The sequence below is a fragment of the Enterococcus sp. AZ126 genome, assembly GCF_051714545.1.
Taxonomy (GTDB): domain Bacteria; phylum Bacillota; class Bacilli; order Lactobacillales; family Enterococcaceae; genus Enterococcus_L.
Map to the genome: position 1 here is coordinate 3,096,650 of NZ_JBIOSB010000001.1, position 19,396 is coordinate 3,116,045.

The following is a 19,396-nucleotide window of genomic DNA, read 5'->3' on the forward strand; positions in this document are numbered from 1 at the left end:
TCTATAAACTACAGAGTAAGGCTAAAAAAACTAGGAGTCAAAAAGCAAAGTGATTTATTGTGTGGGATTTTTCTAACAAAGGAGGGTCGCAAGTGGAAAAAACACGGTTAAGAAAAGTAGGGTTGGCAAACCTAAAGTGGCTCCACGAGCATCCAATACTGAAAGCGCAAAAAGAAAAAGATATAACTCAAGCATTATTCCATGATCCTTATTGGAAAGAGGCGCAAACTGTCGCCATCACTAAACCATTAGATTTTGAATTCGATACACATATTTTACTTGATAAAGGCTGGCAAGAAGGAAAGCAAATGCTGATGCCGATAACGAGGAAAGAACGGAAGTTGACGTTTCATTCTGTAACAGCTGAAACGGAATTTAGAAAGACTACATTTGGTGTAGCGGAACCTTTCGCTGAGCCTGAAGTATCTGCTGAAAAAATCGATTTGTTAGTGGTACCAGGGATCGTGTTTAAACGTGACGGTTTTCGAATAGGATTTGGTGGGGGATTTTATGACCGCTTTCTAGAAAAGTATCAAGGCGCAACATGTAGTTTGGTATTCAGCGAGCAAATTCAGGAAAATTGGCAAGTGGAATCTTTTGATTTGCCGGTAAAACGATTATTTATCAGCTAGGAGGAACGCATGAATTATCAAGCACAAATGAAACTAAAAAAAATATTAAAACAACCGCTAGTGACGTATCTTTTACTTGGGATTACAACGATCGTTTTTCTGGGAATGGAATTGTCAGGTGGATCTGAAAATAGTCAGGTTTTGATTAACTGGGGTGCGATGTCTCGAATAGAAATTCTTTATTCAAATCAATATTGGCGATTGTTCACACCGATGTTTTTACATATCGGCTGGCTGCATTTCGTGGTAAATATGGTGACATTATACTACGTAGGTTCACAAGTGGAGAATATCTATGGTCACTGGCGTTATCTCCTTATTTATTTATTAAGTGGCGTGGCTGGAAATATTGTGAGTTTTACATTTGGTTCTCCGAGTAGTATTTCGGCAGGAGCAAGTACGTCATTATTTGGATTATTCGGCGCGTTTATTATTTTGGGTCGTCATTTTAAGAATAATCCAGCAATTTCATTTATGGTTCAGCGATATGCGACTTTTATCGGAATCAACTTGATTTTTAATTTATTTAGTAGTTCTGTTGATATCATGGGGCATATCGGTGGTTTGATCGGGGGGCTTTTCGTAGCCTCTGCTTTGGCTGTTCCGGGTCGCTCAGAAGAATTTAATATCCACGAACGTATCATATCTGGAATCCTTTTTGTATTTTTGTTAGGCGTTTGTCTAGTCTTGGGTTTAAAAAAATTCGGTTTACTTGTATAATGGGGAAGTGCATGTAATGAAAACGCTATATGACGTACAGCAGTTATTTAAACAGTTCGGTATTTACATATACGTAGGTGCTAGAATTTATGATATTGAGTTGATGATGATCGAATTAAAAAATATTTATGAAGGTCACTTGATTGATAGAGACACTTACCTCCATGCGAGAAGTGTTTTACAACGAGAACATCGAATTGAAGAAAGCAGAGCCACTGAGAAAGGAACCGAGTAAATGGATAAGAAATTGATTGGGATTGATTTAGGCGGAACAACGGTTAAGTTTGCGATTTTAACTTTAGATGGAGATGTTCAGCAAAAATGGAGTATTGAAACCAATATTTTAGATGAAGGTCGGCATATCGTACCTGATATCATCGAATCAATCAATCACAGGATTTCTCTTTATGAGATGAAGCATGATGATTTTGTCGGAATCGGCATGGGGACTCCAGGTAGTGTAAATATTAAAAAAGGCACAGTAGTTGGTGCGTACAATCTTAACTGGACGAAAACGCAAAATGTTAAAACGCAAATTGAAGAAGCAACAGGAATTCCTTTTGTTTTAGACAATGATGCCAATGTGGCGGCCTTAGGTGAACGCTGGAAAGGTGCTGGAGAAAATAATCCGGATGTTATTTTCATTACACTTGGAACGGGTGTTGGTGGAGGGATCATCGCTGAAGGTAACTTATTACATGGTGTTAATGGCTGTGCTGGTGAGATTGGTCATGTAACAGTTGATCCGGGTGGCTTTGAGTGTACATGTGGAAAACGCGGCTGTTTAGAAACAGTTTCTAGTGCAACAGGTGTGGTTCGTGTTGCTCGTCATATGTCTGAGGAGTATGCGGGTGATTCTAAGCTAAAACAAGCAATCGATGATGGTCAAGATGTTTCTAGTAAAGATATCTTTGATTATGCAAAAGCAGAAGATCCATTTGCTTTGATGGTCGTTGATCGTGTGTGTTATTTCTTAGGTCTTGCAATTGGGAATCTAGGCAATACCTTAAACCCATCTAGTGTAGTAATTGGCGGTGGGGTATCTGCGGCGGGCGAATTTTTACGGAGCCGTGTTCAAACATATTTTGAAGAATTTACTTTCCCAGAGGTTCGCAGCAGCACACAGGTCAAACTTGCTGAGTTAGGCAATGAAGCGGGTGTCATAGGAGCTGCATCATTAGCATTACAATTTTTGGAGAAAGAGTAAGAAAGGGATTTTGGAATGAACGTATTATGGATTATCAACGGTATTTTAATAGCAATTTTATTAGCAATGGGGATCAATGAGCTCTATCTTAGAATCATGGCGAAACGCTCTGCTAAAACAATCACAGAAGAAGAATTTAAAGAAGGTATGCGCAAAGCTCAAATCATTGATGTCCGCGAAAAAGACTCATTTGATGCCGGTCATATTCTTGGTGCCCGTAGCATGCCGTACACAACAATAAAAACAACGTTAAATTCAATTCGTAAAGATCAGCCTGTTTATATTTATGATCAAAAAAAATCATTAAGTATTCGCACTGCCAATCAATTGCGTAAAAATGGTTATAAAGATCTTTATATTTTAAAAGGCGGCTATGAAGGCTGGAATGGAAAAACAAAAAAGAAAAATGCTTAAGTATTGAAACACAGAGAGAAGCGATGGTTCTAAGAATGGACAACGTTTTCTTCTCTGTGTTTTTTATTTCAAAATCAAAATCGAAAATCGTTTCTTTTTTTAGTAAGTAGGATAAAATAATAATGAGGTGATAAAATGATTCAAATAAAAAGAGCGTATGAAAAAACAAACACTAATGACGGGTATCGAATACTAGTTGATCGTATGTGGCCTAGAGGCATGTCCAAGGAAAAAGAGCACTTAGATTTGTGGTTAAAAGACATTGCGCCAAGCAACGAACTTCGAAAGTGGTTTAATCATGAACCCGATAAATTTCCTGTATTCAAAGAAAAATACAAAACAGAATTAAAATCTGGTGACGCTAAGATCGCATTTCAAACACTTTTAAAAATCATAAAAGAATATCCAGTGGTCACAATGATTTATAGTGCAAAAGATGAAGTGCATAACAATGCCATTGTATTAAAAGAAATTATAGAAAAAATGAACTGAACAAATAAAAGAAAATAAGTTGAAAGGAGGAAAAAAATGAAAATCGCAATTGTCGGCGGCGGCCCTCGAGGACTTTCGATATTGGAGCGAATCGTTGAGTGGTCAAGGGAAGAACAAGTGATCCAAATTACAATGTTTGATCCATATGGACCGGGAGGGAAAGTATGGCGAGAAGACCAGTCATTATCATTGTTGATGAATTCAGTCACCTCTCAAGTTACTTTATTTACAGATGAAACGTTAAGCACAAAAGGTCCTATTGCTAAAGGGCCGAATCTATACGAATGGGCCCAAGGCGAAGCGGCGGTTTTTATCAAGAAACATACTATAAATAATAGAACGAAATTGCTAGAAGAGTGTGAAAAATTAGGACCAGATGATCACTGTTCACGTGTTTTTTATGGCTTATATCAAAGATGGTTTTATGAATATGTGCAGACTAGAATGACCAATCAAACGTCAGTGAAGTTTTTTAAAGATACTGTTCGAGCTGTAAAAATGCAGGACGACAAGTTTTTAGTTTATACCAAAGCTGTAGAGACAACAGTAGATACGGTTATTTTAGCGTTAGGTCACCAAGAAAATGAGTTGATTGGACAAGAAAAAGAGTTAGCTGCTTATGCTAGTGAACATCGTTTATTTTATTCTTCACCTAAAAATGCTGCAGATGCGTATCTTGAAGCCATTACAGAGAATACTTCTGTCTTGGTCAGAGGCTTGGGGTTAGTTTTTTTTGATTATATTACTTTGTTGACGAGTGAACGTGGTGGCGTATTTGAAAAGCAAAATGGAGAATTGGTCTATCAGCCTTCAGGAAAAGAACCTAAAATTGTTGCTGGATCTAACCGGGGAATCCCTTACCATGCTAGAGGTGTTAATCAAAAAAAATACGGCGAAGAATACCAACCGCGGTTTTTAAAGGAAAAAAGCTTGAATAAGTTTAAAAGAAAAGGAACATTTCCTGCTGAGCAATTTTTTGCACTTTTAAAAAAAGAAGTGGAATTTGCTTATTATTCGGCCCTAGTCAAGGCCAATTATCCAAAAGTAAATCAAAATCGATTCAATGAAGAGTTTATTCGGACAAAAGGTGCTGACTCAATTTTGGAAAAATATGGTATCCACAAAAACGATTATTGGGATTGGGCAATTATTCAACATCCTTATCAAGAGTTGGGAGAAGCAGATTCTTTTCAGGCATTCATTATTGCTTACTTAAATTGGGATTTTGAACAAGCAAAAAAAGGCACGATTTTGGGTCCTTTTGTGTCAGCGTTGGATAGTTTGAAAGATTTGCGAGATGAAGTTCGTTTTATGTTAGATCATGAATTGTTTTCAAATGATGACTATAAAAAATGGCTTTGGGATTGGTTTACTCCGTTGAATGCTTTTTTATCAATCGGTCCGCCATTAGAGAGAATTGCCGAGCTTAAAGCATTGATAAAAGCAGGAATTGTGACTCTCCTTAAACCTGAAATGGAAATAGTGACAGAGGCGGGCGGGTTTATCGCATCGTCTAGAAAAGAGCCAATCAAAAAATATAAGACGCATTTTTTGATTGAAGCTAGATTGCCAAAAACGGCGAATCAGTTTAGTTTAAATCCATTGGTACAGCAACTTTTAAGAGATAAGATGGCGTGTTTACATCAATTAGAATTAGCATCAGGTGAAGTCTACCAAACTGGCGCGCTTTTAGTAGAGCGTAAAACGCATCAAATACAGTCTAAAGTTGGAGAAACTGTGCGTGGATTATTTTGCTATGGCATTCCAACAGAAGGAATTCATTGGTTGACAGCAGCTACTTCACGTCCTGGAACAAATCCATGGAATCTGAGAGAAGCAGATTTGATTGCGAGAAATATATTTAAAGAAAAAAGAGTTATGAAAGATGAAGATCAGAATAATAGTGTGTAGCCCAGAGAAATAAGTAGGGATTTCTGAAATAACAAGAAAAACGGAATATTCAATTTCGATAGTGAATGATCTCTAATTAGTCTTCTTCAAACGTTTATTCGCATTTAGAGTGTGAAATAAAAATAGCTTCTATTTTTTGCCCATATTCTTTTTTCTTTCAAGACCTGAGTTATGGAATAAAAGAGAGAAAACCTATTTGTGATATTTTTTATCACAAATGGGTTTTCTCTCTTTTAGAATCAGACGGAAGTATCCACTGTTCATGACCCAGCTGCACTCGTTAGATCTTTCGGAGATACAAAATAACCCTCTATGAAAATAAACAACCTTTAAATGGAACAAAAAACGTTTCATTTTCAGATTCCTAATTTTCAAGAGGGCTAAGCACATTGTTTTGCTTTTCTGTTTATCGAGAAATGCGTTTGCGCATTGCTTTTTTACGGTTTTCCTCGATCATGTCTTCTTTTTCCTCGATTGGATCAAGAACAGTTTTTTTGATAGTAGCTGCAAAGCCGACAACAGCAGCACAAGTGACAGCTGTTCCGACAAGCACACCTGAAACAAATTTTTTCATATACATTCTCCTCTCTGCTATTATACACTTCCATTATGAACTAAAGTGCGAAAAAAATCCAATAGATTGTAGTAAATGCTTTATGAGATAGTCAACTGTGACTGAAAATATACAGATATGTTCTTTTATTATAAGTGGAACGTAAAAATTTGTAACCGTTTTAGTAAAATGTTGTAAAAGTTTAGTAAATGTTTTATAATTAATTTACTAAAAATGTGAGGTGAAAATTGTGGAAGATGAATTAAAAAAATTATTTCATTCAATATTTGGAATCGAGTCAAAAGAAGTCTACTTTGCTCCTGGAAGAATCAATTTGATTGGGGAACATACAGATTATAACGGTGGCTACGTTTTTCCAGCAGCAATCACGATAGGCACGTATGGTGTTGCCAGAAGACGAGAAGATCAAAAAATCCGTTTTTATTCAGACAATTTTTCAAAATTAGGCATTATCGAATGTTCATTAACTGATTTGGTTTACAAAGAAGAACATGATTGGACGAATTACCCCAAAGGAATGATTCATTATTTGATTGAACAAGGATATGCTATCGATCATGGGATGGATATTCTATTTTACGGCACGATTCCAAATGGAGCAGGACTTTCTTCATCTGCCTCAATCGAATTGTTGACGGGCGTAATTTTAAATGATCTATTCGATCTAACTATTAAAATGTTGGATCTTGTGATCACAGGTAAGCGTGTTGAAAATCATTTCATCGGTGTAAATTCTGGAATCATGGATCAGTTTGCTATTGGCATGGGGAAGCAAAATCACGCTATTTTATTAGATACAAATACATTGGATCACGAATTGGTACCAGCAAATTTTGGTGAATATGTGATTGTAATCATGAATACAAATAAACGCAGAGAATTGGCTGATTCAAAATATAATGAACGACGAGCGGAATGTGAGTTGGCTTTAAGCAGATTACAAAAGGTTTTACCGATCAGCTCTTTAGGTGAGCTAACACAAGAAGTTTTTGAGCGAAATAAAGAAATTATTGCTGATGCGTGCTTGATTAAACGAGCAAGGCACGCAGTATCTGAAAATCAACGAACGATCAAAGCTAAAAAGGCTCTTGTAGAAAATGATTTGCAGCAGTTTGGTCAATTACTGAATGCTTCTCATGCTTCTTTAAAAGACGATTATGAAGTGACTGGGATCGAATTGGATACATTAGTAGAAGCAGCCCAAAAGCAATCGGGTGTACTTGGTGCTAGAATGACTGGTGCTGGATTTGGCGGCTGCGCAATTGCATTAGTGAAAGAAACGGAACAAGATCATTTTATTAAACAAGTTGGACAAATTTATCAAGAAAAAATCGGTTATGCAGCAGATTTTTATATCGCACATGTTGATGATGGAGCTAGAAAGCTGTAGAATAAAGACTGCGTAAAAAAACGATTTTAATTTCTTATGTGTTTAAAAAAGGGGATAAAAATATGTCGATTTTAGTTTTAGGTGGAGCAGGTTACATCGGTTCTCACGCTGTTGATCAATTAATTAATTCTGATTATGAGGTGGTCGTAGTTGATAATCTTCAGACTGGCCATAAACAATCAATTCATGAAAAGGCGACATTTTATAAAGGCGATATTAGAGATAAAAAATTTATGCAAGAGGTATTTAAAAAGGAAAAAATCGACGGTGTGATCCATTTTGCTGCAAGTTCACTTGTTGGTGAATCAGTCGAAAAACCTTTAAGCTATTTTAATAACAATGTTTACGGAACTCAAATTATTTTGGAAGTAATGGAAGAATTTGGCGTCAAATATATCGTATTTTCTTCAACTGCTGCTACTTACGGGGAACCAACAGAGATGCCGATAGTAGAAACAATGCCGACAACTCCAGAAAATCCATATGGCGAAAGTAAATTGATGATGGAAAAAATGATGAAATGGTGTGATCAAGCATACGGCATGCGGTATGTTGCACTTCGTTATTTCAATGTTGCTGGCGCTAAATTAGATGCTACAATTGGTGAGGATCATGATCCAGAGACGCATTTGATTCCAATTATTTTACAAACTGCTTTAGGACAACGAGAGTATTTAGGAATTTATGGTGAAGATTACGAGACACCAGATGGTACTTGTATTCGAGATTATGTTTATATAGAGGATTTGATTGCGGCTCATATTGCAGCGTTGAAATACTTACAAAAGGGAAATGAAAGTAATATTTTTAATCTAGGCAGCAATACTGGCTATTCGGTCAAAGAGATGCTAGAAGCAGCTAGAGAGGTAACGGGTAAAGAAATTCCCGCCAAAGTCTTGCCCCGTCGTATAGGAGACCCTAGTAAATTGGTTGCCTCAAGTGAAAAAGCTAAAATGATTTTAGGCTGGCAACCTCAAACCACAGAAATCAAACAGATCATCAAGACTGCTTGGGATTGGCATGTTAGCCATCCAAAAGGTTATCAGTAACATAGTGTAACGGTATATCATATAGTTTTAAGAGCTAGCCTCTCGGAGAAAAGATAAAAAATAAAAGAGCCAAAAGGCGCCTCATTTCTTTTTTCCTATTTTTCTGCCGAGATTAAATGAGCCCTCTACGCTTTTAAATTTAGGAGGAAACGTTGTGTCAATTAGTCAAACTATTACTGATTTTGTCACATTAGCAATTCAAGCTGGCGGTTTTATGGAGTTAGATCGTCTCTATTTACAAAATCGTATCCTTGCAATGGTTGGTGAAGAAACGTTAGAGTCTATTTCTCCAACACTCGTGACAAAAACATCATTAGAATTGCTTGATGAATTAGTCGATCAAGCGAAAAAAAATAACATTATTCAACCAGAAACAGTTGATTTAGAAATTTTTGAAGCACAGTTGATGGATTTTTTAACACCGCCACCTTCAGTCGTTAATGCGCTCTTTGCCCAACATTATGAAAAGGCACCAGTTGATGCAACAAATTATTTCTATAAATTAAGTAAAGAAAATGATTACATCAAAACTAGAGCAATCGCTAAAAATATTGTTTTTCCTGCAGAAACAGAATATGGTCAATTGGAGATCACGATCAACTTATCAAAACCTGAGAAAGATCCAAAACAAATTGCTGCTACACGTCAAGCAACTCAGTTGGATTATCCTAAATGTGTTTTATGCATGGAAAATGAAGGTTATAAAGGACGAGTGAATTATCCAGCAAGAACCAATCATCGAATCATTCGGATGAATTTAGATGGTGAAAGTTGGGGATTTCAATATTCGCCGTACGCTTACTATAATGAACACTCAATTATTTTGTCTGAGGAACATCGCCCGATGGTTATTTCAAAAGACACATTCCGCCGATTGATTAGGATCATTGAAGTATTGCCTCATTATTTTGTAGGTTCTAATGCGGATCTGCCAATCGTAGGTGGCTCCATTTTGACGCATGATCATTACCAAGCTGGACAGCATGTTTTTCCAATGGAGAAAGCAGAGATTGAACACTATTTTGAGTTGAGCGATTATCCTTTGATGAATGCTGGAATCGTCAAATGGCCGATATCTGTTATTCGTCTGCAAAGTCCTAATTCAAAAGATATCGTTGAAGCTGCTTCTATGATTTTAGAAAAATGGCGTAATTATTCTGACGCTAGTGTATCAATTCAAGCTTTTTCTGCAGATGGAACACCTCACCATACGATAACACCGATTGCTCGCCGCAAAGGCCAACTGTTTGAGTTGGATTTAGTGTTGCGTGATAACAATGTTTCTGCCGAATACCCAGATGGAATTTTCCATCCCCATAAAGAAGTTCAACATATCAAAAGAGAAAATATAGGATTGATCGAAGTGATGGGTGTTGCAATATTGCCGCCACGTTTAGATGATGAGTTGAAAGAAGTAGAAAAGTATGTTTTAGGGGAAAAAAATCTAATAGCGGATTACCATAAAAAATGGGCAGAACAGATGAAAGAAACGTATTCTTTCAATGAAAAAAATGCAAAAGAGATCATTCAAAAAGAAGTAGGTCAGATTTTTACTAAAGTTTTAGCTGATGCAGGTGTTTATAAAAGAACACCTGAAGGACAGGCAGCGTTTAAACGATTTATTGACAGTTTATAAAACAAGGCAGGTGAAAAGATGGCAACGATTAAAGATATCGCAAAATTAGCAGGAGTTTCTCCAGCCACAGTTTCTAGAGTGCTGAACTATGATCCTGACCTTTCAGTTGGGATCGAAACAAAACAAAAAATATTTGAAGCAGCAGAAGAATTAAGTTATACAAAACACAAAAAAAATACCAAAACTGCTAAAGCCAAAATCCTATTGATTCAATGGTATGATGAAGCAGAAGAATTAGAAGATATTTATTACTTGTCTATTCGTTTAGGAATTGAGAAAAAAGCTGAAGAGCTTGGACTTGATTTGATTAAACGTTCGTTAGAAGAACTCGATAGTGAACCTGTTGACGGAATTCTTGCTTTAGGAAAATTCACAAAAAAACAAGCTGATCATTTAGGTAAGATGAATGCCAATCTTTTATTTGTGGATTTCGATGCACTGGATTTAGGCTATAATTCTTTGGTTATTGATTTTCATCAAAGCATCTCTTGTGTTTTGGCTTACTTGATTAAGCATGGCCATCAAGAAATTGGCATGATTGCTGGAGAAGAATATACTTCGGGAAATCAAGAACAGCTTGAAGATAAACGGCTGATAATTTTTAAAGAGATGTTGGCACAAAAAAAACTACTTAACGAAACTTTTATCTTAAAAGCTCCCTTTAAGGTCGCTAGCGGCTATGACGCGATGAAGAATTTTTTAAACCAACATTCAGAAAGTCTTCCAACTGCTTTTTTTGCTTCCAGTGATGCCTTAGCAGTGGGGGCGCTAAAAGCAATTCAAGAAGTAGGACTCAAGGTACCAGAAGATATTTCAGTAATTGGTTTCAATGATATCAGTGTGTCAAAATATGTTAGTCCACCTTTGACGACAATAAAAGTCCATACAGAATGGATGGGAGAATTGGCGATTGAAACGATTCTTTCAATTATTCATGAACAAGCACCTGTGGCAAAAAAAGTAACGATTGCGACAGAACTGATTGAAAGAGCATCAACGAAATAATTTTCGCTGATGCTCTTTTTTACTATTTATAGGCAATTACAAACAAGTTTATATCGTCGTTTATACAACTTTGCAAAGTAATACGTTCTCCGCCACCTGTACCAACTGTCAGATCCCAGTAGTCGGTACCTGTTCCAACTTCCATTCCATAGTCATCTAACTGAAGCGTTGTACGTACAGTATACGTAGTCGGAGTTCCGCTGGCATCTGTTACAACGATTTGACTACCTGCACTTAATGAGAAAACAGTTGAAAAGGCACCAGGATTATGACCGATAAAATGAGTGTTTTGACCATCATCACCCGATTGAACAGCAGCTCCTCCCCAAGTAGAAGCGACACCGCTAGGATTAGAATCGATCACACTTTGTCCACTACCTTGACCGCCATTTTGATAGGGAATCGTTTGGCCATTCATCGTGATAGTCATTGCTCCATATGTCGATTCCACTGGAGCTTCAGGTACGGATGCACTAGCTTTGGCAGGTTCGGTAAGTGCTACTGTTTGTTCTACAGGAGCTTGTTCTACAACAGGAGTTGTTTCAGGCTCATTTTTTGGCACAATATTATATATTCTATCAGCACTACCAGTGTTTCCACTAGAATCCGTTGCAGTATAACGAATGGTTTGTGTGCCTATAACAGATGTATCTAAGACGCCATCTGCAGATATCTTAGCTGTCACATCACCGTCTTTATTGTCAGTCGAAGTGACGCCATCATATACATTTACTTGAGCATTTTGTTCAATAGTTTCTTCTGGTACATTGATCTTTGGTGCAACAGCATCTTTGGCAGTATTCAACGCAACGATTTTTTCTTTCCGTTGTTTTTTCTCAGTAGCCGTTGCACTTTTTTCCAATTGCTTTTCTGTCGGAACATTTTTTACTAGGGTAATTTTTGCTTTTTTAGTCTCATTAGCTAAACTGCCTAATCTACTAAACGCATCGGTAAAAATAAATCCACCTACAAATAAAGTAATAGCAAAAATACTGATGAAACCAATGATAATAGTGTGTTTTATTGTGTTTTTTTTCATGTAGAATCCCTCCCAAATTGTGGTGAGATTTTCCATTTATCGATAAATTTTAAATCCGCGTTTTTATATTCTTATAATAAGACCCGGCTTTAAATAAACCAATTCTGTTGCGCTTCAGTTTGATTTAAAAATGGACCAAAAGATGCTATAATTATTGTTAAATAGGGATTTCTTCAAAAAAATCTTAACTAATGGAAAAATTTGAAGAAAGATAGAGAAAAGCTGAAAAGAGGAGAGAAAATGGAGAGATTGCTATCGCCGTCTATGCATCGAAGAGTGTTATTGCTGAACTTATTGAATGGACCAAATAACTGGATCACTTCGGATTATCTTGCTGAGCATATTGAATGCTCAAAAAAAACGATCATGTTGGATTGTCAGTACATAGAAGATCGCTGGTCAGATTATCTGACAATAGAAACTTCCAGAAAGCACGGAATCAGGCTGATTGCTTCCCCACACAAGTCGATTCATGAAATTTATATTGAAATTATGCAAGAATCAAATGCGTTTACTTTATTAGAATCGATTTTTTTTGAACCTAAGCAATCGGCAGCTTATTGGGAGAAAAAACTATTTTTAAGTAATTCTAGTTTATATCGTTTGTCAAATTTGATTAGTTCAGCGTTAAAAGACCGCAATATTCAAATGAGTCGATCCCCGTATTTTGTACATGGAAAAGATGAACGACAGATTCGCTATTTTTTTACTTGCTATTTTATTGAGGTTTACGGTATTCGGGAATGGCCCTTTCATTTAGACCGAGAAAAAGTCTTCAGTTTATCAAACAAGATCAATGAAAAATTCAACTTAAAATTGAATGATAGCCAAATTGTTAATTTAGCATATTCGATTGCAATAACCATTATTAGAGAACGGCAAGGCTTTTTAATTAAGAATAGAAAAGACCCAATCAATTGTTTTGTAAAAAATACGATCGATGTTAGAAAATATCAATCAGATGTCGAAGCAATTGCTGAACCATTAAATGTAGTGCTTCCTGATAATTGGTATGAAGATTTTTGTTATTCTATTTTTTGGTGGGATTTTGGATGGGATAACGAACAAGAAAAAATAAATGTTATAAATCAAGCGGAAAATTTAGTGAATACAATCAAAGACGCTTTGTCTATTTCTATTTCAGAGCAAAGTAGAGTAAGTATTGTTCGTTTGATCGAGTATCTTTATGCAAAACACAAAATGTTTCCTTATAAAAAATTTATGGTCTATAATCGCTATTTGTATTCCAGCAGAGCAATCAAACAAAATTTTGTTGTATTTACGGCTGTGGTCAATAAAGCCTTAAATGTTCTAGAAGCAAAAATGAAGTTCCCTTGGGAAACAATATATTTAGATGTAATTCTTCATGAAATGGCAATTCGCTGGCAAGATTTGGGCAAGCTTACAGATGAAATGAGGCACCAATTATCGGTATTAGTATTAAGTGATTTAGGGAAGGAACATGCTCAGCTACTCAGCTCCGTTTTAAAAGAAAATTTCCAAAATAAGATTAATCTTTCTATTCAAGAGAGTCATTTTTATGACCCAATAGTTGAGAGTTTCAAGCAAAATTATGATTTATATGTATCAAATTATGCAGTTGAAACAGTGGATGAAGAGATTAATATGATTGTTGAAGACATTCCGTCATTTAAAAATCTCACTGACTTACGAAAATATATTGATAAAAGACGCCTAGTTCTGCCAAAAGATATTGCCTATTTAAATGTCTGAAATGCTATTTTATTTGATTATTAAAGCCAATTATTGCGTTGGAAATTAAAATAAGGATTGTCATTTAATAAGTAGTAATGCTATACTAAAATGGTATTATTATTTAAAAGGAGAGAATTATGAAAAAGAAAGCGTACAGAAACACACCTGCATTTGTCTTTCTAAGTTGGGGATCATTTGCCTTTTTTGTAGCATTGATGTTGATTGGTCTATACACCTTGAAAGAACCATTGATGGTTAAAGGGTACTATTTGATGGGATCTGTTGGATTGATTTCTACATCTTTTACACTTTCAAAAGTGATCAGAGACAATCAAGAAGATGAAGAACGTTACAATCAAATGTTCCGAGCTCAAGATGGATTAATAAAAAAAGAAGAAACTGACACTCATATTTAATAGTTATTTAAAAAGGATAGGACAGAAGTACCTAACCCTTAGAAAATAAGAAGAAATTCACGAAAATTGTTCTTCAAATTTTTGTGAATTTTGTTTTATTTTCTAAGGAATTGATTTGCTCTTATCATTTACACGGATTCTATGTGAGAGGGACATGACTCAAAGAGTCATGTCCCTCTCATTTTTTTTGAAAGAATTTTTTAATGAACTTCTTTTTTTAATGCCTTATCCATAAAAATCACGTATAATAGAAGATAGTGAAATGTCGAGGGAGGGGTAAATTATGGCTTATCAAGCTTTGTATCGTGTCTGGCGTTCTCAGCGTTTTGATGACGTTGTTGGTCAAAAAGCAATCACGCAGACATTAAAAAATGCGATCATACAAAAGAAAACCTCGCATGCCTATTTGTTTACCGGCCCAAGAGGAACAGGGAAGACAAGTGCGGCGAAAATTTTTGCTAAAGCAATCAACTGTAAACATAGCGTCGATGGGGAACCGTGTAATGAATGTGAGACATGTATTGCGATAACGGAAGGTCGTTTGAACGATGTAATCGAAATCGATGCGGCGAGCAATAATGGGGTAGAAGAGATTCGTGACATCCGTGATAAAGCAAAATACGCCCCAACACAAGCAGAATATAAAGTCTATATCATCGATGAAGTACATATGTTGTCTACTGGTGCTTTTAATGCATTGTTAAAAACCTTGGAAGAACCACCGCAAAATGTGATTTTTATTTTAGCAACAACTGAACCACACAAGATTCCATTAACAATCATTTCAAGAACGCAGCGTTTTGACTTCAAACGAATCAGTACACAAGATATAGTGGATCATTTGGGGTATATTTTAAAACAAATCGATGTTGGATTTGAAGAACAGGCATTATATGTCATTGCCCGAGCTGCCGAAGGTGGGATGCGAGATGCTTTGAGTATCTTAGATCAGACGATTTCATTTAGCGACGAAAAAGTTACTTTGACAGATGCAATGCAAGTGACTGGTAGTTTAACTTATGAAATGATGGATCAATATATTTCCAATTGTGTAACAGGAGATGTCGAACAAGCGCTAGAAGTATTAGAAAGTATTCTTAGCTCTGGCAAAGAGGCAAGGCGCTTTTTAGAAGATTTATTATTATATTGCCGTGACTTACTTATGTTTCAACAAGCGCCTAATTTATTAGCTGAAAAAGTCGGAAATCTGACAGAGAATTTCAAAAAACTAGCAGGACAGACTGCTGCAGAAAAAATTTATCAGATGATCCAAATTTTAAGCGATACGCAAAATGATATTCGTTTTACCAATAATGCGAATATTTATCTCGAGGTAGCAACGGTTAAATTAGCTAAATCAGTTAAAAGACCAGTCGAAATTTCAACTGAGTCTCAGCCAACGTCAACTGCAGAGATTTCTACCTTACAACAACAAATCGAACAATTACAAAAAGAATTAATAGAGTTGAAGAAAAATGGTGTCACAGCTAAAGAAGCTGAGCCAGCTAAAGTGACACGAGCGGCAAGCAGCAAGAATACGCTGCGAATACCAACAGAGCTTGTGTATAAAGTGCTGAATGAAGCGACAAAAGATCATTTATTGAACGTCAAAAATGTTTGGGATGACTTATTACAAATGATGTCTGTGACCCAAAGGGCGATGCTAAAAGCTAGTGAGCCAGTTGCAGCAGGTCCTAATGGTTTAGTGATCGCGTTTGAGTATGAGATCGTATGCGGCCGAGCCATGGAAGATGAAGAAATGCAGTTAGCCGTTCATAATAACTTAAGCCGTTTGGTAAACAATTACGCACCTGACATGGTTTGTATTACCAAAGAAAGCTGGCCGAAGCTGCGCCAGTCATTTATCAGCCAAAATAAAGAAACATCAGATGATCAAATCAATGAAAAGCAATCTGATAATAATGAAGAGAATCATTTACTAACAGAAGAACCGAAAGCAGAAGTCAACAACCAAGTAGTAGACGAAGCGATTGCCATGTTTGGTGAGGCGCTTGTTGAAGTAATAAATGATTAAGAGGAGACGATAGTTATGATGCGAGGTATGGGAAATATGCAAGGGATGATGAAACAAGTCCAAAAAATGCAAAAAGATATGGAAAAGGCGCAAGCTGAATTAAACGTAAGAGAATTTGTAGGAGCTTCAAGCAATGATTTAGTGACAGCAACATTTACAGGAGACCGTAAAATGAAAGATATTTCGATCAAAGAAGATGTGATTGATCCAGAAGATGTAGAAATGCTGCAAGATTTAGTGATTATGGCAGTCAATGATGCCTTGACTAAAGTTGAAAAAGAAACAGAAGCAACAATGGGCAAATATGCTAAAGGCATGCCAGGATTTTAGTTTAAAAGTGACTAGAAATAAGATGGACTCGAGGATAGGTTTTGAGTTCATCTTTTTTAGTGGTTGTTTAGTGAGTGAATGATCATCTGCCTATGAGGAGGAAGAAAATGTTAAAGAAAATTTGTTTATTTTTATTTATTTTACTTGCTTCTATGGGTATTAGTTATGAATTAGAAAGTATTGGTCTATCAAATTTGAATAATTCAGCCTACTTAGTATTATTTTTATCATTATTGCTATTATGTCTGTATATTGTACCAGGTACTCTATTATTGAAGAAATTTTCGAGTTATTTCAATATTCCGAGCTATATGATCGTACTTGGGATTTTTGGTGGAGCTTTTATTCCAGGGTGGTTATCTGCTTTTGGTAATGAGATCGGCGCAAGTTTGATCAATAGCCTATTTGGAAAGTCTACGTCTATCATAAATTGGATAGATTTATTGACAGCACCTATTGTTGAGGAATCAACTAAATTTTTATGTGTGTTGTTGATCATCTATTTATTAAAAATCAAGAAATTATCTGAAGTTTTCGGAGTAGGTGTAAGTGTGGGGCTTGGTTTTCAGATTATGGAAGATATTTCATATGTAGTAAATGCTGCAAGTGAATCGATCCAAGATGTCGTTCCTCAAGTGATCATTAGAATATCGGGTTCAATCAGCTCTCATTGGTCCTATACGGGAATCCTTTCATTAGGTATTATCTGTTTAATAACCAAAAATAAAAACATAAGCAAACGAGACGCGTATCTCTGGCTTATTGCTCCGATCGTATTGCATTTCTTATGGAACTCGCCAATAAATGAAGTTGATTTTAATGGCATTTCTATTGTTTCAGCTATTTTGACTACATTAACGATTATGATAGTAATTCAAATTATCAACCAATTAAAATTATTGAAAACTAATAGGCCATAATTTCATGATGTAGAGATAGTCATGCTATGTGGTTGTCAGGTATGAGTGCTGACATAAAGACTATAAAAAAACGGCTTAGACGACTATGAGTGATTCTCTTGATAAAATATAAGAGAATGAAACGAAGGTACTTGAATTATATTGATTGTTTTGTTACTCTATTTGTTACCTTAAAAAATCATTCTCTGAATGCCTGATATGAAAGGAATTGTTGGAAAATATGCATTATCCAGAACCCATCGCCAAATTAGTTGAAAGTTACATGAAGTTACCAGGTATTGGTCAAAAAACGGCCGTTCGTTTGGCTTTTTATACACTTGATATGAAAGAAGAAGATGTCAATGCTTTTGCCAAATCCTTGATCAGTGTGAAACGTGATCTGCATTTTTGTAGTATCTGTGGGAATATTACAGAGGAAGATCCTTGTGAAATTTGTCAGGATACAACAAGAGACCGTAGTATTATTTTAGTTGTTGAAGAATCGAAAGATGTGATGGCGATGGAGAAAATGCGTGAATATCATGGACTGTATCATGTCCTTCACGGTGTGTTGTCACCAATGGAAGGAACTGGACCAGAAGACATCAATATTGCCTCGTTGATTCAGCGTCTCCATGATGATGAGGTCAAAGAAGTGATTATTGCAACGAATGCGACAACGGAAGGAGAAGCGACAGCAATGTACCTTTCTCGTTTAATCAAACCAGCAGGAATCAAAGTGACAAGATTAGCTCATGGATTATCTGTCGGCAGTGATATTGAATATGCAGATGAAGTGACTTTATTAAAAGCGGTAGAAGGACGACGTGAACTTTAAAATAAAAAAGATTACGGGAAAAAGTCTGGATTTCACTTAATAATGCAAGATTTGCAGAAGTAAATTTAGTGAAAGAGCTTGTAAGAGAGTAAATTTCAAATAAATAGTACATTAAGGTTTTGAAGTGAATCGAACACGTCAAATCACAATAACAACTCAAAGAATATTAAAACAATAAAGAAAAAATGGGGCGATAATATAACTTGTAGAGTTATATTATCGCCTCATTTTTTCTTACTATTTTTGAAAGGTTCTTCACTGTCTCATTCCTAAATACCGATAAATAAGTTTATCTTTTATACGCGTATATCTTTTATTTATTATTCTACAATACTGATTGTGAAACCATCGTACCCTTTCACACCAACTGTTTCAATTGCCGTTGAAGTCAAGGTCTTAGAAGTGGCAAGATCATCTACAAAAGATCGTACCCCTAAAACTCTTCCATCAGAACTACTCGAATCAAGAATAGCTCCATCACGAACGACATTGTCACCAATAATAATTGTTCCTGGCGTTGAAAGTTGTAGTGCATATTGCAAATAAACTGAATTATTTTCTTTATCTGCATCAATAAAGATCAAATCGAAAGGTGCTGTTTGAGTGTGTACCATTTTTTTTAAACTATCAGAAGCCGTTCCGACTATAATCGTTGTTCTATTTGAAACACCAGCAAAATCTAAATTCTCTTGAGCAACTTCTGCATGCTTTTTATCATATTCAAGCGAGATGACCTGTCCATCATTATCCAAAGCTTTAGCAAACCAAAGTGTACTATAGCCACCAAGTGTGCCAATTTCTAAAATACGTTTAGCACCTTTGATTTTTGCAAGAAGATAAAGAAATTTTCCTTGAGAAGGTGAAACATCATGCGGTGGTAATTGATGTTTTTGATTATTTGCAAGGATTTGATCAAAGACGGGATCATTTTCTACTAATTTTTCAATAAAATAATCATCAACTGCTGCAAATAATTGTTCCAAATAAATCACTCCCGGTTTTTTATTGATATCTCTAAAGTAATTATACTTCTTTTCTATCAAAAGGCAAAGCCTATCAGGTTTTTCATCCCAGTTTTATTTATTCAACAGGA

At 35.8% G+C, this 19,396-nt stretch carries 20 protein-coding genes; 17 read left to right on the forward strand and 3 right to left on the reverse strand.

Annotated elements, in window-relative coordinates; all coding sequences use genetic code 11:
• Positions 1 to 92: 92 nt before the first annotated feature.
• The 7 genes from IGI43_RS14540 (at position 93) to IGI43_RS14570 (ending at position 5,376) form a co-directional block, all read left to right on the forward strand.
• Entirely contained in the window at positions 93 to 632 is a 540-nt protein-coding gene (locus tag IGI43_RS14540) for a 5-formyltetrahydrofolate cyclo-ligase (RefSeq protein ID WP_438758498.1), read from the forward strand.
• Positions 633 to 641: 9 nt separating this feature from the next.
• Positions 642 to 1,352 (forward strand): rhomboid family intramembrane serine protease, encoded by a 711-nt coding sequence (locus IGI43_RS14545; protein ID WP_438758499.1) that lies wholly within the window; start codon positions 642 to 644, stop codon positions 1,350 to 1,352.
• A 16-nt stretch (positions 1,353 to 1,368) separates the two neighbouring features.
• Positions 1,369 to 1,587 carry a YqgQ family protein gene (locus IGI43_RS14550; protein WP_438758500.1) on the forward strand — a complete coding sequence of 73 codons (219 nt, stop codon included), beginning with the start codon at positions 1,369 to 1,371 and terminating at the stop codon, positions 1,585 to 1,587.
• Positions 1,588 to 2,559: an ROK family glucokinase gene (locus tag IGI43_RS14555; protein WP_438758501.1), complete on the forward strand. Its 972-nt coding sequence runs from the start codon at positions 1,588 to 1,590 to the stop codon at positions 2,557 to 2,559.
• Positions 2,560 to 2,574: 15 nt separating this feature from the next.
• Positions 2,575 to 2,973 (forward strand): rhodanese-like domain-containing protein, encoded by a 399-nt coding sequence (locus IGI43_RS14560; RefSeq protein ID WP_438758502.1) that lies wholly within the window; start codon positions 2,575 to 2,577, stop codon positions 2,971 to 2,973.
• Between the two features lie 135 nt (positions 2,974 to 3,108).
• Positions 3,109 to 3,465, forward strand: coding sequence for a DUF488 domain-containing protein (locus IGI43_RS14565; RefSeq protein ID WP_438758503.1), 357 nt, complete (start codon positions 3,109 to 3,111; stop codon positions 3,463 to 3,465).
• A 36-nt stretch (positions 3,466 to 3,501) separates the two neighbouring features.
• A complete protein-coding gene (locus IGI43_RS14570; RefSeq protein ID WP_438758504.1) occupies positions 3,502 to 5,376 on the forward strand; it encodes an FAD/NAD(P)-binding protein in 1,875 nt (624 codons plus the stop codon).
• 406 nt (positions 5,377 to 5,782) lie between these two features.
• On the opposite strand, the gene IGI43_RS14575 is transcribed toward IGI43_RS14570, so the two are convergent.
• Positions 5,783 to 5,950: a DUF3042 family protein gene (locus IGI43_RS14575; protein ID WP_438758505.1), complete on the reverse strand. Its 168-nt coding sequence runs from the start codon at positions 5,948 to 5,950 to the stop codon at positions 5,783 to 5,785.
• Between the two features lie 229 nt (positions 5,951 to 6,179).
• Between IGI43_RS14575 and IGI43_RS14580 the strand changes: the two genes are divergently transcribed.
• The 4 genes from IGI43_RS14580 to IGI43_RS14595 all read left to right on the forward strand — a co-directional run bounded on the left by IGI43_RS14580 (position 6,180) and on the right by IGI43_RS14595 (position 11,030).
• On the forward strand, positions 6,180 to 7,340 hold the full coding sequence (locus tag IGI43_RS14580) for a galactokinase (protein ID WP_438758506.1): 1,161 nt from the start codon (positions 6,180 to 6,182) through the stop codon (positions 7,338 to 7,340).
• 62 nt (positions 7,341 to 7,402) lie between these two features.
• Complete coding sequence (gene galE, locus IGI43_RS14585; protein ID WP_438758507.1) at positions 7,403 to 8,389, forward strand: UDP-glucose 4-epimerase GalE; 987 nt, start codon at positions 7,403 to 7,405, stop codon at positions 8,387 to 8,389.
• A 154-nt stretch (positions 8,390 to 8,543) separates the two neighbouring features.
• Positions 8,544 to 10,025, forward strand: coding sequence for a UDP-glucose--hexose-1-phosphate uridylyltransferase (gene galT / locus IGI43_RS14590; RefSeq protein WP_438758508.1), 1,482 nt, complete (start codon positions 8,544 to 8,546; stop codon positions 10,023 to 10,025).
• An 18-nt stretch (positions 10,026 to 10,043) separates the two neighbouring features.
• Complete coding sequence (locus tag IGI43_RS14595; protein WP_438758509.1) at positions 10,044 to 11,030, forward strand: LacI family DNA-binding transcriptional regulator; 987 nt, start codon at positions 10,044 to 10,046, stop codon at positions 11,028 to 11,030.
• Between the two features lie 22 nt (positions 11,031 to 11,052).
• Here the strand turns inward: IGI43_RS14595 and IGI43_RS14600 are convergent, their stop codons facing one another.
• On the reverse strand, positions 11,053 to 12,069 hold the full coding sequence (locus IGI43_RS14600) for an immunoglobulin-like domain-containing protein (RefSeq protein ID WP_438758510.1): 1,017 nt from the start codon (positions 12,067 to 12,069) through the stop codon (positions 11,053 to 11,055).
• 240 nt (positions 12,070 to 12,309) lie between these two features.
• Here IGI43_RS14600 and IGI43_RS14605 point away from each other — a divergent pair, with 240 nt between their 5' ends.
• The 6 genes from IGI43_RS14605 (at position 12,310) to recR (ending at position 18,303) form a co-directional block, all read left to right on the forward strand.
• Positions 12,310 to 13,803: a helix-turn-helix domain-containing protein gene (locus tag IGI43_RS14605; RefSeq protein WP_438758511.1), complete on the forward strand. Its 1,494-nt coding sequence runs from the start codon at positions 12,310 to 12,312 to the stop codon at positions 13,801 to 13,803.
• A gap of 119 nt (positions 13,804 to 13,922) precedes the next feature.
• A complete protein-coding gene (locus tag IGI43_RS14610; protein ID WP_438758512.1) occupies positions 13,923 to 14,201 on the forward strand; it encodes a YiaA/YiaB family inner membrane protein in 279 nt (92 codons plus the stop codon).
• A gap of 283 nt (positions 14,202 to 14,484) precedes the next feature.
• Entirely contained in the window at positions 14,485 to 16,236 is a 1,752-nt protein-coding gene (gene dnaX / locus IGI43_RS14615) for a DNA polymerase III subunit gamma/tau (protein WP_438758513.1), read from the forward strand.
• Positions 16,237 to 16,251: 15 nt separating this feature from the next.
• Positions 16,252 to 16,566, forward strand: coding sequence for a YbaB/EbfC family nucleoid-associated protein (locus IGI43_RS14620; RefSeq protein ID WP_438758514.1), 315 nt, complete (start codon positions 16,252 to 16,254; stop codon positions 16,564 to 16,566).
• Positions 16,567 to 16,673: 107 nt separating this feature from the next.
• Positions 16,674 to 17,486, forward strand: coding sequence for a PrsW family glutamic-type intramembrane protease (locus IGI43_RS14625; RefSeq protein ID WP_438758515.1), 813 nt, complete (start codon positions 16,674 to 16,676; stop codon positions 17,484 to 17,486).
• Positions 17,487 to 17,706: 220 nt separating this feature from the next.
• Positions 17,707 to 18,303: a recombination mediator RecR gene (recR, locus tag IGI43_RS14630; RefSeq protein WP_438758860.1), complete on the forward strand. Its 597-nt coding sequence runs from the start codon at positions 17,707 to 17,709 to the stop codon at positions 18,301 to 18,303.
• A gap of 320 nt (positions 18,304 to 18,623) precedes the next feature.
• Here the strand turns inward: recR and IGI43_RS14635 are convergent, their stop codons facing one another.
• On the reverse strand, positions 18,624 to 19,295 hold the full coding sequence (locus tag IGI43_RS14635; protein WP_438758861.1) for an O-methyltransferase: 672 nt from the start codon (positions 19,293 to 19,295) through the stop codon (positions 18,624 to 18,626).
• Positions 19,296 to 19,396 lie beyond the last annotated feature (101 nt).

Excerpts from the sequence above, each read along its gene's own strand:
- IGI43_RS14625 (WP_438758515.1), top strand. The coding sequence starts at position 16,674 with ATGTTAAAGAAAATTTGTTTATTTTTATTTATTTTACTTGCTTCTATG.
- IGI43_RS14550 (WP_438758500.1), top strand. The coding sequence starts at position 1,369 with ATGAAAACGCTATATGACGTACAGCAGTTATTTAAACAGTTCGGTATT.
- IGI43_RS14545 (WP_438758499.1), top strand. The coding sequence starts at position 642 with ATGAATTATCAAGCACAAATGAAACTAAAAAAAATATTAAAACAACCG.
- IGI43_RS14595 (WP_438758509.1), top strand. The coding sequence starts at position 10,044 with ATGGCAACGATTAAAGATATCGCAAAATTAGCAGGAGTTTCTCCAGCC.
- IGI43_RS14605 (WP_438758511.1), top strand. The coding sequence starts at position 12,310 with ATGGAGAGATTGCTATCGCCGTCTATGCATCGAAGAGTGTTATTGCTG.
- IGI43_RS14565 (WP_438758503.1), top strand. The coding sequence starts at position 3,109 with ATGATTCAAATAAAAAGAGCGTATGAAAAAACAAACACTAATGACGGG.
- IGI43_RS14600 (WP_438758510.1), bottom strand. The coding sequence starts at position 12,069 with ATGAAAAAAAACACAATAAAACACACTATTATCATTGGTTTCATCAGT.
- IGI43_RS14560 (WP_438758502.1), top strand. The coding sequence starts at position 2,575 with ATGAACGTATTATGGATTATCAACGGTATTTTAATAGCAATTTTATTA.
- dnaX (WP_438758513.1), top strand. The coding sequence starts at position 14,485 with ATGGCTTATCAAGCTTTGTATCGTGTCTGGCGTTCTCAGCGTTTTGAT.
- galE (WP_438758507.1), top strand. The coding sequence starts at position 7,403 with ATGTCGATTTTAGTTTTAGGTGGAGCAGGTTACATCGGTTCTCACGCT.
- IGI43_RS14555 (WP_438758501.1), top strand. The coding sequence starts at position 1,588 with ATGGATAAGAAATTGATTGGGATTGATTTAGGCGGAACAACGGTTAAG.
- IGI43_RS14620 (WP_438758514.1), top strand. The coding sequence starts at position 16,252 with ATGATGCGAGGTATGGGAAATATGCAAGGGATGATGAAACAAGTCCAA.
- recR (WP_438758860.1), top strand. The coding sequence starts at position 17,707 with ATGCATTATCCAGAACCCATCGCCAAATTAGTTGAAAGTTACATGAAG.
- IGI43_RS14610 (WP_438758512.1), top strand. The coding sequence starts at position 13,923 with ATGAAAAAGAAAGCGTACAGAAACACACCTGCATTTGTCTTTCTAAGT.
- IGI43_RS14570 (WP_438758504.1), top strand. The coding sequence starts at position 3,502 with ATGAAAATCGCAATTGTCGGCGGCGGCCCTCGAGGACTTTCGATATTG.
- IGI43_RS14575 (WP_438758505.1), bottom strand. The coding sequence starts at position 5,950 with ATGAAAAAATTTGTTTCAGGTGTGCTTGTCGGAACAGCTGTCACTTGT.